Origin of the sequence: Bacillus sp. FSL L8-0099 (assembly GCF_038006385.1) — a bacterium.
GTDB lineage: Bacteria > Bacillota > Bacilli > Bacillales > Bacillaceae_G > Bacillus_A > Bacillus_A toyonensis.
Window position 1 is genome coordinate 3,743,798 of the sequence record NZ_JBBOVC010000001.1, and the last position, 14,214, is coordinate 3,758,011.

Genomic DNA, 14,214 nt, shown 5'->3' on the forward strand with positions numbered 1-14,214 from the left:
CTCTCCCTATAAGAAATCCCTTATAAAGACTTAGTCGAAGAAGACAAATAAAGACTCAAGTACATTACTTTGATTAAGCAACTTGTAGTTGATTTCCGAACATAACCCCAACTTTTTCACGAATTTGGTTGATAAAGATTGCGATTGTTTTTGATTTATTGATTGCACCTGAAAGCTTACGAAGTGCTTGTGACATTAAACGTGCTTGTAAACCTACGTGTGAGTCACCCATGTCTCCTTCGATCTCTGCTTTCGGTACAAGAGCTGCTACAGAGTCAATTACGATAATGTCAACCGCGCCACTTCGTACAAGTGCTTCTGCGATTTCTAGTCCTTGCTCCCCTGTATCAGGCTGTGATAATAGTAATTCATCTATGTTAACGCCTAATTTTTGTGCATATACAGGATCCATTGCATGCTCCGCATCAATAAACGCTGCTTGTCCACCTTGACGCTGTACTTCAGCGATTGCATGTAATGAAACTGTTGTTTTACCTGAACTTTCAGGTCCGTAAATTTCAATAATACGGCCACGTGGGTATCCGCCTACCCCTAGTGCCACATCAAGTGCTAAAGAACCACTTGAAATTGTAGAAATTCTACGCTCCGCTTGTTCTCCTAATTTCATAATTGAACCTTTACCGAATTGCTTCTCTATTTGTTTTAACGCCATATCTAATGCCGCTTGACGATCACTCATTCAAAATTCCTCCTTAACTGAATTGCTAATCTTATTATACCTATTTTCAATTCAATTTGCCAACAAAAATCGAACATTTATTCGATTTTTTATTTTCCATTACATAAAACTGCATTTAACCATTAAAAAAAGCTAGAAGAGACTTATATCTCTTCTAGCTTTTTATACAAATGATAAAACCCATATTTTGCTGAGCGTTCCCTAATTTGTTGACGACTTCCGCTTAAATTTAGAGGAAAGACTACAGTTGGTTCATCTTTAATCGCCAATCCAACAAATACTGTTCCCGGCTCTTTATGTTCTGAAGCATCTGGTCCTGCTACCCCAGTGAAACTAATTCCGATATCCGCTTTTAATAATTCTTTAACATTTTCAGCAAGATAACGAGCACATTCTTTACTAACTGCACCGTCAGTAGACAACACTTCCTCAGGTACATGTAAAACATGTTGCTTCACATCATTATGATAACAAATGACACCGCCTTTAAATACTGAAGACACACCAGCACTTTCTGTTACTTGATTACCGAAGAGACCACCTGTTAAACTTTCTGCACACGCTAAAGTTAATCCTTTTTTCTTCAATAACTCTATCGCCTTATAGTGCAGAAACTCTTGGTCATACCCGTAGAAAAATTCTCCTACTCTTTCTAAAATCAAATCTTCCATATGCTGAATGAGTTTCTCCGCTTCATGAGCATTTTGATGCTTCGCAGTTAAACGTAATGTTACTTCTCCATCATTCGCAAGCGGGGCGATTGTCGGGTTCGTTTGTCCATCAATTAAATCTTGAACTTTCACCTCTAATTGAGATTCCCCAATTCCGAAGAAGCGAAGCACGCGAGAATAAATGTTTTCTCCTGTTGTAAAGTTACGTAAAAAAGGCTCTACATAACTTACATACATTGGCCTCATTTCTTTCGGTGGTCCTGGTAATAAAATATAAACTTTTCCGTTCTTATTTAAACCCATACCAGGTGCCATACCGTGATCATTTGCAAATACAGTTGCTCCATTCAAAACGAGTGCCTGCTTTTTATTATTTTCAGTGAACTCACGACCTGTACGCTTAAAATAATCGCTTATTAATGCTAATGCATTTTCGTCATATACAAGCTCTTCCCCTAAGCTAGACGCAATTGTTTCCTTCGTCAAATCATCTTTTGTCGGGCCTAATCCACCTGTAAAAATAAGCATGTCCGCACGTTCTGCTGCAACTTCAATCGCCTGCTGTAATCGTTTGTTATTATCTCCAACTACAGTATGGTAGTACACATTAATGCCAATTGAAGCTAACTTTTCAGATAAAAACTGGGCGTTTGTATTTGCAATTTGTCCAAGTAATAATTCCGTTCCAACCGCAATAATTTCAGCATTCATCCCAATTCCCCCATAAACTTCTATTTTGAGTTTACAAAAGCAGCTCTATTTTTCCAGAAATAATCCCATCCTGAAATAACAGTAAAAATTAATGCAATCCATATAAAGATATCAGCAACTGGAATATGGATTAAATTTAAAGGTACATCGTGTAATAAGTATGCCGCAATCGCGATAATTTGTGTCCATGTTTTAATTTTCCCTAATTGATTCGCTGCAACGACTTCCCCTGTTCCAGCAAGTACAAGTCGTAAACCTGTCACAGCAAACTCACGGCTTATAATTACTATAACGATCCAAGCTGGTACAGATCCCATCTCGACTAATGTGATAAGTGCTGCCGAAACAAGTAATTTATCTGCTAACGGGTCAAGGAATTTCCCTAAGTTTGTTACAAGATTATACTTTCTTGCGTAATGTCCATCAATCCAATCTGTAGCTGAGGCAATAATAAAGATAAGCGCCCCTACTAAGTGTTGAATTGGTAGATCTACATCACCAATTGTGTATGAACCCCAATCAAAGGGTGCTAACATAATTACCATAAAAACTGGGATTAAGAAGATTCTAGATATTGTAATTTTATTTGGTAAATTCACAGCTATTCCTCCATCATATCAAAAACATTTGTTCATTGAAAAAAGTCATCGAAGCGATGACTGTTATTGTGCAGGTTGCTCTACCCCTTGGTTTTTTATCACCAATCTTTGGTGAAGTTCTTTTTCTGGATCCAATGGGTAAGCGACCACTTGGCCATTCAGTTTAACTTCAACATTCGTTGCATTTCCAATATTAAGTCGCACTTCTTTTGCTGTTGATAAATCTCGTTTTTCTGTTTGACCACTTTGTACTGTAGTGTTTAGAATTTCATTACCCGCATCGTCCTTAACATCTACATAACTTGTACCCTTCGCTGAAATTTCCAGTTCTAATGTTTTATTATTATGAATTTCCAAAGTAGATACCTTACCACTTGTTTCAACTACTTTTACTTCTTGTTGTCCAGTTGGTTCCTCTTTCTTTGGCTCTTCTTTTTTTGGCTCTTCTTTCTTTGGTTCTTCTTTCTTTGGTTCTTCCGCTTTCGCTTCATCTTTCTTCGTATCTAGCGGAGAATTTTCTGCTTTTTTAACTTCAATTTTCTCACTTTGAGTAGCCGGAACTCGTCCGTCATCTTTACCAGTCAGTGCTTGAATAACAAACCAAACTACGACTCCAAATGCGATTACTAACAATGCAATTAAGATTTTCGGCATATGATCTGCCATTGGCAATGATGAAGATTTTTGCATTGTTTCTTGTGTTTTTTGTCCAGTTGATACTTGTGGAACATCACGATTTTCAGATTGTGGTATCGTACTCTGATATTCTACAAGCAGTTCCTCTCCATTTAATCCAGCCGCATCTGCGTATTGTTTAATGAATGCACGTGCATAAAAAGCTCCTGGCAATACGTCATAATTGCCTTCTTCAATCGCTACTAAATGGCGTTTTTGAATTTTTGTAATCTCATGCAGCTGATCAATAGACAAGCCTTTTGCTTCTCTTGCTTCTTTCAGCTTTTGTCCTAATTCTGTCACTACTAACACCTCAATATTTCTTTAAAAGTCGAACATAGAGAAATTATTTTGCGTACCTTGCTCAATTTCATCTACTAAATTATATTGAATTTCTTCATCATAATCGTTACGTAACTCGATAATATAATCAAAATCATCCAATGTGTATTCTGACTGACTCACAAATACATCAGGATGTTCCACAACTTTCGTTGCAGGCAATCTCATAATTTCACGAACGAGTTGCCAATGCCTTTCATTGGCACGCTTTGTTGACACAATTCCATCTAGGATGAAAATATTGTCATCGCTATACTCATCTTCAATCAATTGACTACGAACAGTTTGTTTAATGAGAGTAGATGATACAAATAACCATCGTTTATTTGCACAAACACTTGCGGCAACAATGGATTCTGTTTTTCCGACACGAGGCATTCCTCGTATCCCAATTAGTTTATGGCCTTCTTTTTTCATGATTTCCGCCATAAAGTCTACAAGTAATCCTAATTCATCACGCACAAAACGAAATGTTTTCTTGTCATCTGCATCTCGTTGTATGTACCTACCATGTCTAACCGCTAGTTTATCCCTTAGCTTTGGCGGACGATATTTCGTTACCGTTATGTTATCCATCGTATTTAAAATTGATTCAAGTCTAGAGATCTGCTCTTGATTATCACACATAAGGAGTAACCCACGTCGTGCATTATCAACACCATTAATTGTGACAATATTAATGCCGAGCATACCGATTAACGAAGAAACGTCACCAAGCAAGCCAGGTCGGTTTTTATGTATTTCATATTCAAAATACCATTCAATCATCCAAGATCACTCCCCTTGCTTACTTTACACCTACGTACTATATTATATGATTTCACCTTAATAGGGAAGCTAAATGTATAATCTCTCCCGTGTAATTATTATACAAAAAAAGTAGAGAGGAGAATCTCCTCTCTACTTTTACTTATGTTGTACAAACTTAACCATTAAATTTGCGATTGTATGCTGCTCTTGTTCATCAGCAACTTTCCAAAGCTCAGACAATAATTTTTCTTGATCGTTACGCGCTTCTACTTCATTTGCTAAATAATCGCCAACACGAAATGCCATATCTGATACGGCACCATTATTAAGCCCTTTTCCTTCCGCTTGTTCTAAACGTTCTCCTAAAAAGCTCTTCCACTGATCAAAATTATCTAACACTGACATAATTAAGCACCTCACTATTGAGTAATAAAATCATGCTTAATTTGTGCAACTTTTCATTTTTTATGTAAGAATTTTTTAACAATGCCAGCCACCATTCACACCGATAATTTGTCCAGTTATGTAAGATGCTCCTGGTGATACGAGAAATGAAACTGTCTTTGCTACCTCTTCTGGTAAACCTATTCTGCCTAATGGTATCTCTTCAGCAATGCCAATCTTATCTTCTTCAGAAAAGACACTTAACATTTCCGTTTCAATTGCACCTGGTGCTACTGCATTCACACGCAATCCACTTAAAGAAACCTCTTTTGCTAAAGCTTTCACATATGAATTTTGTGCTCCCTTTACCATTGAATATAACACTTCACAAGAAGCCCCTATTTGCCCCCATATAGATGAAACAACTACAATATTTCCACTTCTCCGCCCAATCATAGGTGGAAGTGCCATTGATAGTAATTTATATACACTCTTAACTTGAAGTTCTACCATATAATTCAACTCATCATTTGTTACATCTGTCACTAATCCAAAGATACTCTTCCCAGCTGCGTATACGATAACATCAATAGGATGTTCAATTTGTCCCCACAACTGCTCTGCCCCATCATTAGAAGCTAAATCCGCTTGAACAGGAATCACTTCACCCCATTCCTTCTGTAACTCATTTACCTTCTCTTCACTGTTATTGTAATGAACATATACAGTATATCCATCTTGAATTAATTGTTTTGAAATAGCAGAGCCAATCCCTCCGCTCCCTCCAGTTACTAATGCATACTTTTTCATAATTACCCTCTCTTATCTCTACAAGCTCATTTTTCATATAACTAAATAATACCCTCATCTTACAATTTATCAATGATAAGATGAGAGTATCTTTTAAATTTTATTTTTTCGGTAAAACTTGACAAACGCTCATTTTTTCTTCTGATAATAATAATTTCGCTACTTCTTGTAAATCTTGAACAGTTAGACTTTCTAATTCAGTCAATGCATCAAACAAGCTAGATTCATTAAACGCATATCGCGTAAATTGATTTGCAATATATTCCGGTGAATTCAACGAGCGTAAAAAGCCACCAATTTTCTTTTTCTTTACTCGTTCTAATGCTGCCTCATCTAATTGATCATAATTTGTGTTTAATAAAATATCTTTCAAACGCTTTTCCAATTCATCCGGTTGCTTCGTATCACCGCCAACCATTGCAAAACCGAAGTTATTCTCTTCCGTATAATCATACGAGAACGAATCATCAATAAGCCCTTCATTATATAACGATTCGTAATGAACGGAGCTTTTTCCAAATAAATAATCTAAAAGTAACGTAAGCGCGATTTCTTGTTTTAAAAGAGCTTTCCCTTTTTCTTTTAAATTTGTCGCTTTAATACCGACTAAACATTTCGGTGTTTGTACAGGCATTGAAATGATTTTCTTCTTTTCATTTACCTCATTTGGTTCATCTTCAAATGAACGTACAATTTCCGGCTGATTTTTATAATCTTTTTTCGCTTGATTTTCACGCACTAAGTCCATTGTTTCCTCTGGATCAATTGCACCAACAACAAATAGTAACATATTGCTCGGATGATAAAATGTTTCGTAGCATTCATATAATAGGTCTTTCGTAATTTTACTAATAGACTCGATTGTCCCTGCAATATCAATTTTAATGGGGTGCTTTACAAACAAGCTATCAATTAATCCAAAGTATAAGCGCCAATCTGGATTATCTTGATACATTTGAATTTCCTGTCCGATAATCCCCTTTTCTTTTTCAACAGTTTTTTCAGAGAAGTAAGGCTCTTGTACGAAATTTAACAACGTATTTAAATTTTGTTCTACATTTGATGTGCATGAAAAAAGATAAGCTGTTCTTGTAAAGGATGTGAAAGCATTTGCCGATGCTCCTTGTTTACTAAACAATTGAAAAGCATCGTGATCTTCTTTTTCAAATAATTTATGCTCAAGAAAATGCGCAATTCCGTCAGGTACACGAATCATTTCTTCTTTACCTAATGGTACGAATGTATTATCCATAGAACCATACTTTGTCGTAAACGTTGCAAATGTTTTATTAAATCCTTGCTTCGGTAAAACATATACATCTAATCCATTCGGAAGTTTTTCATAATAGAGCGTCTCTTTTAATTGCTCATAAACAATCTTCTCCATTTATTCTCCCTCCGTTCCTTGTAAAAAGTAAATTGTATCTAGTTCAATATTTTTAGCAACTTTCACAATCTCTTCTTTCGTCACACTTTCTATACCTGTTAGCCATTCTTCAACTGGACGTGTACGATCTGAAATAATACCATGATATAGCATTTCCACAAATCCACGTGGCGTATCAATTGCTTCTAATATTTGATTTTGAATGACACTTTTCGTTTGATGCATCTCTTCTTCAGAAAAATCACCATTTTGCATCGCAAGCATTTGTTCTTTAATAATTTCAACTGCCTTTTCATAATTTTTTGCTTCAATCCCTGACATAACAAACAACAAGCCTTTATGACTTTCAAATCTTGATGCTGCATAGTACGCTAAACTATTCTTTTCACGGACATTTACGAATAACTTCGAATGAGAAAAACCTCCAAATAGCCCATTGAACAATTGCAGTGCGAAATAATCTTCATCTTTATATGTGACAAACGTACGATAACCAATGTGTAATTTACTTTGTTTTAATTCTTGTTTTTCAACAACTTCTTTTTCTTCATTATTGCGCTTATGAAGGAGTACATTTCTTTCTCTCACGGGACGCGCTGTAATAGAAAAATACTTACTTACAAGATCAACTGCGTTTTCTGAAATATCACCAATAATATATAGATCCATTTCATCTTCCGCTAACACCTTTTGATAATATTGATACAAACTTTCATTTGTAATAGAAGTAACACTCTCTTTTTTTCCATTTGCACTTAATCGATACGGTTCTACTTTGCACATTTCTTCGATTAAACGCTCATTTGCATAGCGCATTTTATCATCATAAGTAGCTTCAATTCTCTGCAAAAGCGCTCTTTTTTCACTTTCTACAATAGAAGGTAGGAAACTATTCCCCTCTGTTGCTGGATGTAAAACAATATCCGATAACATAGAAAGCGCTTTTTCAAATAACGGTGGTGCATCGTGTAAATATACTTCATTTGCAATGTCTACATAAATGGAGATGATATGGTCTTCCCCTTTTTTACTTACATCTACTCCCAAAGAAGATCCGTATAATTCTTCTAAATATTGACGAAGACGAATTACAGAAGGAAGTTTTTCTGTCGCACTTTGCAATACGTATGGCAATAGGGCACGCTCTGTCACCGTCTCCTCATTTAAAGGTGCTTTAAAACGAAATACAAAGGTATTTGTTTTATATTTATCAGTCGGAATAATATGTACTCGCAAACCACCTAACTCATGTAATTGTTGTTCCATTAGTTTCATTTATAGCCCTCCTTTACGTATATAGGAATATTCCTCTTCAATATACAGTTTTTAGAAATAAAAAACCAATTTTTCTTCCTTATTATGCTTACAAATGACTTTTTCTAAAAACTATAATATGTAAGGAACATAGTAAAATTTCGTATTACATATATTCTATGTAAAAAAGCTCACACTAATGTGCGAGCTTTTTTCTACTTACAAATTACTTATCGTTTTCCTTTTTCATAAGGAGTTCCTAATGCTTTCGGAGCTTCAGAACGACCTACAAAACCGACAAGTGCTAATATTGTGAATACATACGGTAATATCGTTAATAAAACACTTGGAATCTGGTCTAATACAGGAATTGTTCCACCCGTTACACTAAGAGACTGAGCAAAACCAAAGAATAGAGCTGCACCCAGTGCGCCTAGCGGATTCCACTTCCCAAAGATCATAGCAGCTAAAGCTAAGAAACCTTGTCCTGTAATAGTTGCCCCTGAGAAGTTATTAGAAATGGACATTGCAAAAATCGCCCCACCAATTCCGGCAAACACCCCTGATATACAAACGCCGATATAGCGCATTTTATATACGTTAATCCCCATCGTATCCGCTGCCATTGGGTGTTCACCAACAGCACGCAATCGAAGACCAAACGGTGTTTTATAAATAACATACCAAACAACAAATGCTAAAATAATCGCAATATACGACGTTATTGGTACATTTGAAAAGAATATTTTCCCTATAACCGGAATATCCGAAAGACCTGGAATATCAATCTTTTCAATACGGTACTGAATAAAGTCAGTCTGCCCTTTATCAAAGATCTTCTTAATTGCAAATACTGTTAAACCAAGAGATAAGAAGTTAATTGCTACACCACTTACAACTTGATCCGCTCGGAATGTAATAGATGCTACTGCATGAAGTAATGCAAATAAACCACTACCAATTGCCGCAAACAATAACGCAATCCACGGAGTCATCGTTCCCCAAGTATCACCCATTAATAAGTTTGTAACAACTCCAATAAATGCACCAAATAGCATTAGTCCTTCTAATCCGATATTTACAACACCCGATCGTTCACTAAATACACCACCTAGTGCTGTGAAAATTATAGGTGCCGATGTATATAACGTACCCGTCACAAGAATGGCTAATATATCTAAAAAGCTCATTTATTTCCCCTCCTTGCTCATGCGTGTAAGCGCCCATCTTAACACATAACTACATGCAACAAAGAAGATGATACATGCAATAATTACGTTTATAAGCTCTGATGGCACATCTGCCTCAAAGTTCATTTGAGGGGAAGCACTTTTCAAACCACCAAATAATAAAGCTGAAAGGATAATACCAAACGGATTATTTCCTCCAAGTAAGGCTACGGCAATCCCGTCAAACCCTACCCCTGTAAAGGAGGACATCGCTGTCATGCTTTGGAATGTTCCTAATCCTTCCATCGCTCCACCAATCCCTGCGAACGCACCAGCAATTGTCATGGAAAATACTACATTACGAGAAACTTTCATCCCTGCATATTGAGAAGCATGTTGATTAAATCCTACCGACTTTAATTCATAACCTAAAGTTGTTCGATCTAATAAGAACCACATTAAAATAGCGATTAAAATTGCTACTATAATTCCCCAGTGAAGGCGTGAACCGTCAGTAATGGATGCAAGCCAGTCTGAAGATAATGACGCACTCTCTTTAATGTCGTACGTTTTATCATTACCCTCGTGTAAAAAGCGCTTAATAATATCATATGTTACATATAATGCGATATAGTTCATCATAATTGTTACAATAACTTCATTAACTTGAAACTTTCCCTTTAAATATCCAGGGATGAAACCCCAGATTCCGCCTACTAACGCTGCGAATAAAATAGATAATGGAATGTGAAGAACAGCTGGTAGCGAGACTGCATAACCGAACCAAACCGCTGCAAGCCAACCAACTAACAATTGACCCTCTACCCCGATATTAAATAAACCTGTACGAAATGCAAACGCCACCGATAAACCAGCAAGAATAAGCGGTATCATTGTACGAAGTGTTTCACCAATCGCACTTGGACTGCCGAACATGCCTGTCCAAAGTGCACTATAACCAACAATTGGGTCATAGCCACTAACTAGCATTACAATCGCTCCTACAAGTAAGCCAAAAATAACGGATAGTACTGGGACTAAAATATTTATCGTTCGTTCTGTTAAAAGTTTTTTAGCCATTTGTACCCACCTGCTCCTTCTTTGTTCCTCCAGCCATTAACAATCCAAGCTGTTGTTCATTCGTTTCTTTCGCATCAACTATTGCTACAATTGTTCCTTCATAAATAACAGCAATTCGATCGCTAACATTTAAAATTTCCTCTAACTCTAGTGATAAAAGTAATACACCTTTTCCTTTATCTCTTTGCTCTATTAATCTCTTATGAATAAATTCAATTGCCCCTACATCTAAACCACGTGTCGGCTGTGCTGCAATTAATAAATCTGGATCACGGTCTACTTCACGTGCAATAATTGCCTTTTGCTGATTTCCCCCAGATAGTGCACGAGCTAACGTTTGCTCACTAGGTGTACGTACATCAAACTGTTCAATAAGTGCCTTTGCTTTTTCTGTAATTTTGCTGAAATTTAAAATCCCTTTCTTTGAAAACGGATTTTTATAGTACGTTTGCAAAACTATATTATCTCTAACAGAAAAATCAAGAACGAGTCCGTGTTTATGACGATCTTCTGGAATATGACCAATTCCTTCTTCTGTTATTTTTCTAACAGGCCAATTTGTTATTTCTTTCCCTTTAATTGCAATAGAACCTGACTCAACTTTTCGTAAACCAGTAATTGCTTCTATTAATTCACTTTGTCCGTTTCCATCAATTCCTGCAATACCAACAATTTCCCCCGCACGAACAGTTAAGTCAAGGCCTTTTACAGCCGGTAGTTGACGTGCATCGTGAACAACAAGGTTTGCAATTGAAAGTACCTCTTCTTTTGGCTTCGCGTCTATTTTTTCTGTTTTAAAATTCACTTGACGTCCGACCATTAATTCTGCAAGTTTATTTTCATCCGTATTTGCAACGTCAACCGTTCCAATCCCTTTTCCTTTACGAATAATCGTACAACGATCGCAAACTTCCATAATTTCTTTCAACTTATGTGTAATAAGAACAATAGATTTCCCTTCTTGCACAAGCTTTTTCATAATTTGAATTAGCTCATGAATTTCTTGTGGTGTTAACACAGCTGTCGGTTCATCAAATATTAAAATTTCTGCCCCGCGGTAAAGTGTTTTTAAAATCTCAACACGCTGTTGCATACCGACAGAAATATCTTGTATTTTCGCATATGGATCTACAGCTAAACCGTATTGTTCAGACAGTTTTTGAATTTCTTTAGCAGCTTCCTCAACAGCAATTTTCCCTTTTTTCTTCGGTTCGTTTCCGAGAATAATATTCTCTGTAACTGTAAAATTATGAACAAGCATAAAGTGCTGATGTACCATTCCAATACCAAGGTCATTTGCTATATTCGGATTTGTAATCTTTACAGTTTTTCCTTTAATTTTAATTTCACCTTGTTCTGGCTGGTACAAACCAAATAGTACATTCATCAATGTGGATTTCCCTGCACCATTTTCTCCAAGTAAAGCATGTATTTCTCCCTGCTTTACTTGCAGCGTAATATCATCATTCGCTACAATGCCTGGGAATACTTTCGTAATGTTATTCATCTCAATTACGTATTCCATTGTGTTCCTCCTTTTAACAGGGAACATTCCCCTATTACACTATTAACTTATTAAGCAATTCGGAAGTTTTATACATACAAAGGTTAGTTCTATGAACTAACCTTTGCTATTTCTCTATTTATTTTTTTAGAGAAGCTTCATATTCTTTATACTCTTTATCTGTAGCTGGTACTTTAATTGCACCATCTGTAATTTTCTTTTCAAACTCTTCTACTTTTGTTAAAATTTCAGGGTTAACTTTTTTCACGTTGTCAGTTGTTTTTGCAATACCAACGCCGTCATCTTTTAAGCCAAACGCTTCTATTTTACCGCCTTTTAATTTACCGTCTTTCGCTTCTTGTGCTACTTTTTCAACAGCGATATCTACACGTTTTACCATTGAAGTTAATGTTACGTTTTCAGGCATACCTTCTTGGTTTTGGTCACGGTCAACACCGATTACCCAAACGTTTTCACCTTTTTTCTTACGGTTTTTCGCTTCAGTGAATACACCATTACCTGTACCACCAGCAGCATGATAAATTACATCTACGCCTTGACCATACATTGCTGAAGCAAGAACTGTACCTTTTTCAGGTTTATCAAATGCTTCTGCATATTCAGATACGATTTCAATATTTGGATTTACTGCCTTTGCACCAGCTTTAAATCCATTTTCGAATTTACTAATTAAATCACTCTTCATTCCACCAACAAATCCTACTTTATTCGATTTCGTTGACATAGCTGCTACCGCACCTACAAGGAATGAGCCTTCATGATCTTTAAATGTAATGCTTGTTACGTTTGGTGCATCTACAACAGTATCAACGATTGCGAATTGTTGTTTTGGAGATTCTTTTGCTACTTCTTTAATTGCACCTTCTAATTTATAACCAATTCCGAAAGATAAATCATACTTATCTTTTGAAAATTTCTTTAAGTTCGGAATATAATCTGCTTCTTTTTCAGACTGTAGGTAACGATAATTTGTCTTTTCCTTTAAATCGTTATCTTTACCAAACTTTTTTAGCCCTTCCCAAGAAGATTGGTTGAATGATTTATCATCAACGCCTCCAACATCTGTTACCATACCGACTTTGAAATCTTTATTGTCTTTACTGTCTTTCTTGTCACTGCTCGCTTTATCCGAGTTACCACATGCACCTAAAACTGTACTTGCTGCTAATGTTAATGATAATAAAAGACCTGCTTTTTTCTTCATACTAGAAACCCCTCCTAAAATGATATATATATTTCTTCTTTCGCTGCTGTCCCTTACTTCTTGCTGTCACCTCCCTAAAAAGGAACTTACTTACATACGTTTTCTTAATACGTGGAAGCTAAACTTATCAGCTCTAAAGTAATTAATAGAATATAAGATTGGCTCATCATTTTGATCATAGTGCATTTGTTTTAATACAAGCAGTGCTGTTTCAGGCTCACATTCTAAAATCGGTGAGATTTTCGGATGGTAACCAATCGGCTCAATATGAGCAACCGCATACGTTATGCGCTTATGCGTGTTATTATGTATCACTGTAAGTAATGATTCTTCATTGTAGCCCGATAAATCCGGCAATATTTCTTTTGCAAGTTTATCAATGCAATATACAACAGGTTCCCCATCCGCTGTACGCACACGCTCAATCATCACTGCATTAAAACCATCTTCACTATTAAACTTCTCTTTTTCTTCTTCGGTTAAAGTTGTTGTAGATGATGATAAAAAGATTGTTCCTGGTGTTTTCCCCACACTAGAAATCATATCTGTAATACTAGAAAGTTGTTCTATTCCAGAAGAAAATAATGGCTTTGCATTTACAAACGTCCCTACACCATGTCTACGAATGACAACATTTTCTTCTTCTAAAATACGCAATGCTTCCCTTAAAGTAGCTCTACTTACGCCAAGTTCTTTCGCTAAATCAAACTCTGATGGCAGCTTTTGTCTTTCTTTGTAAGCCCCATCTTTAATTTTTTCTTTGATGTGATCAATCACCCGTAAATATAGGTGACGACTATCGGATTTTACTGACATAAGACTCCCCCGCATTTCAATTATTCGACCTCTGATGTAAGACTTCTTTTCTCTTTTTTCAACTTACAACATAGTAAACATGACTAATCACTAAAAATAAACACAATTGTCGAATAAATATTAATAATTTTTTTAGA

13 protein-coding genes and 1 pseudogene are annotated in these 14,214 nt (G+C 36.1%); all 14 read right to left on the bottom strand.

Annotation, left to right across the window (positions count from 1 at the left end):
• Positions 1-91: 91 nt before the first annotated feature.
• Positions 92-700, bottom strand: a pseudogene (gene recA, locus MHH42_RS18820) (recombinase RecA); the annotation flags it as partial.
• A gap of 143 nt (positions 701-843) precedes the next feature.
• Positions 844-2,082, bottom strand: coding sequence for a competence/damage-inducible protein CinA (cinA, locus tag MHH42_RS18825; RefSeq protein WP_097953975.1), 1,239 nt, complete (start codon positions 2,080-2,082; stop codon positions 844-846).
• Positions 2,083-2,102: 20 nt separating this feature from the next.
• On the bottom strand, positions 2,103-2,681 hold the full coding sequence (gene pgsA, locus MHH42_RS18830; RefSeq protein WP_001052980.1) for a CDP-diacylglycerol--glycerol-3-phosphate 3-phosphatidyltransferase: 579 nt from the start codon (positions 2,679-2,681) through the stop codon (positions 2,103-2,105).
• Between the two features lie 63 nt (positions 2,682-2,744).
• A complete protein-coding gene (locus tag MHH42_RS18835; protein WP_340893815.1) occupies positions 2,745-3,659 on the bottom strand; it encodes a helix-turn-helix domain-containing protein in 915 nt (304 codons plus the stop codon).
• 21 nt (positions 3,660-3,680) lie between these two features.
• Entirely contained in the window at positions 3,681-4,466 is a 786-nt protein-coding gene (locus MHH42_RS18840; RefSeq protein ID WP_000574107.1) for a DUF3388 domain-containing protein, read from the bottom strand.
• Between the two features lie 138 nt (positions 4,467-4,604).
• On the bottom strand, positions 4,605-4,853 hold the full coding sequence (locus MHH42_RS18845) for a DUF3243 domain-containing protein (protein WP_000114447.1): 249 nt from the start codon (positions 4,851-4,853) through the stop codon (positions 4,605-4,607).
• A gap of 75 nt (positions 4,854-4,928) precedes the next feature.
• Entirely contained in the window at positions 4,929-5,642 is a 714-nt protein-coding gene (gene ymfI / locus MHH42_RS18850; protein ID WP_000759613.1) for an elongation factor P 5-aminopentanone reductase, read from the bottom strand.
• Between the two features lie 100 nt (positions 5,643-5,742).
• On the bottom strand, positions 5,743-7,029 hold the full coding sequence (yfmH, locus tag MHH42_RS18855) for an EF-P 5-aminopentanol modification-associated protein YfmH (protein WP_000411962.1): 1,287 nt from the start codon (positions 7,027-7,029) through the stop codon (positions 5,743-5,745).
• Positions 7,030-8,304, bottom strand: a complete 1,275-nt coding sequence (yfmF, locus tag MHH42_RS18860; protein WP_000772425.1) for an EF-P 5-aminopentanol modification-associated protein YfmF — start codon at positions 8,302-8,304, stop codon at positions 7,030-7,032. It lies immediately after the preceding gene.
• 209 nt (positions 8,305-8,513) lie between these two features.
• A complete protein-coding gene (locus MHH42_RS18865; RefSeq protein ID WP_000008852.1) occupies positions 8,514-9,473 on the bottom strand; it encodes an ABC transporter permease in 960 nt (319 codons plus the stop codon).
• On the bottom strand, positions 9,474-10,532 hold the full coding sequence (locus tag MHH42_RS18870) for an ABC transporter permease (protein WP_001085263.1): 1,059 nt from the start codon (positions 10,530-10,532) through the stop codon (positions 9,474-9,476).
• Positions 10,525-12,057 (bottom strand): ABC transporter ATP-binding protein, encoded by a 1,533-nt coding sequence (locus tag MHH42_RS18875; protein ID WP_000456934.1) that lies wholly within the window; start codon positions 12,055-12,057, stop codon positions 10,525-10,527. The genes MHH42_RS18870 and MHH42_RS18875 overlap by 8 nt, the downstream gene beginning before the upstream one ends.
• Positions 12,058-12,175: 118 nt before the next feature.
• Positions 12,176-13,261 carry a BMP family lipoprotein gene (locus MHH42_RS18880; RefSeq protein WP_000725766.1) on the bottom strand — a complete coding sequence of 362 codons (1,086 nt, stop codon included), beginning with the start codon at positions 13,259-13,261 and terminating at the stop codon, positions 12,176-12,178.
• A 90-nt stretch (positions 13,262-13,351) separates the two neighbouring features.
• On the bottom strand, positions 13,352-14,077 hold the full coding sequence (locus tag MHH42_RS18885) for a GntR family transcriptional regulator (protein WP_000114182.1): 726 nt from the start codon (positions 14,075-14,077) through the stop codon (positions 13,352-13,354).
• Positions 14,078-14,214 lie beyond the last annotated feature (137 nt).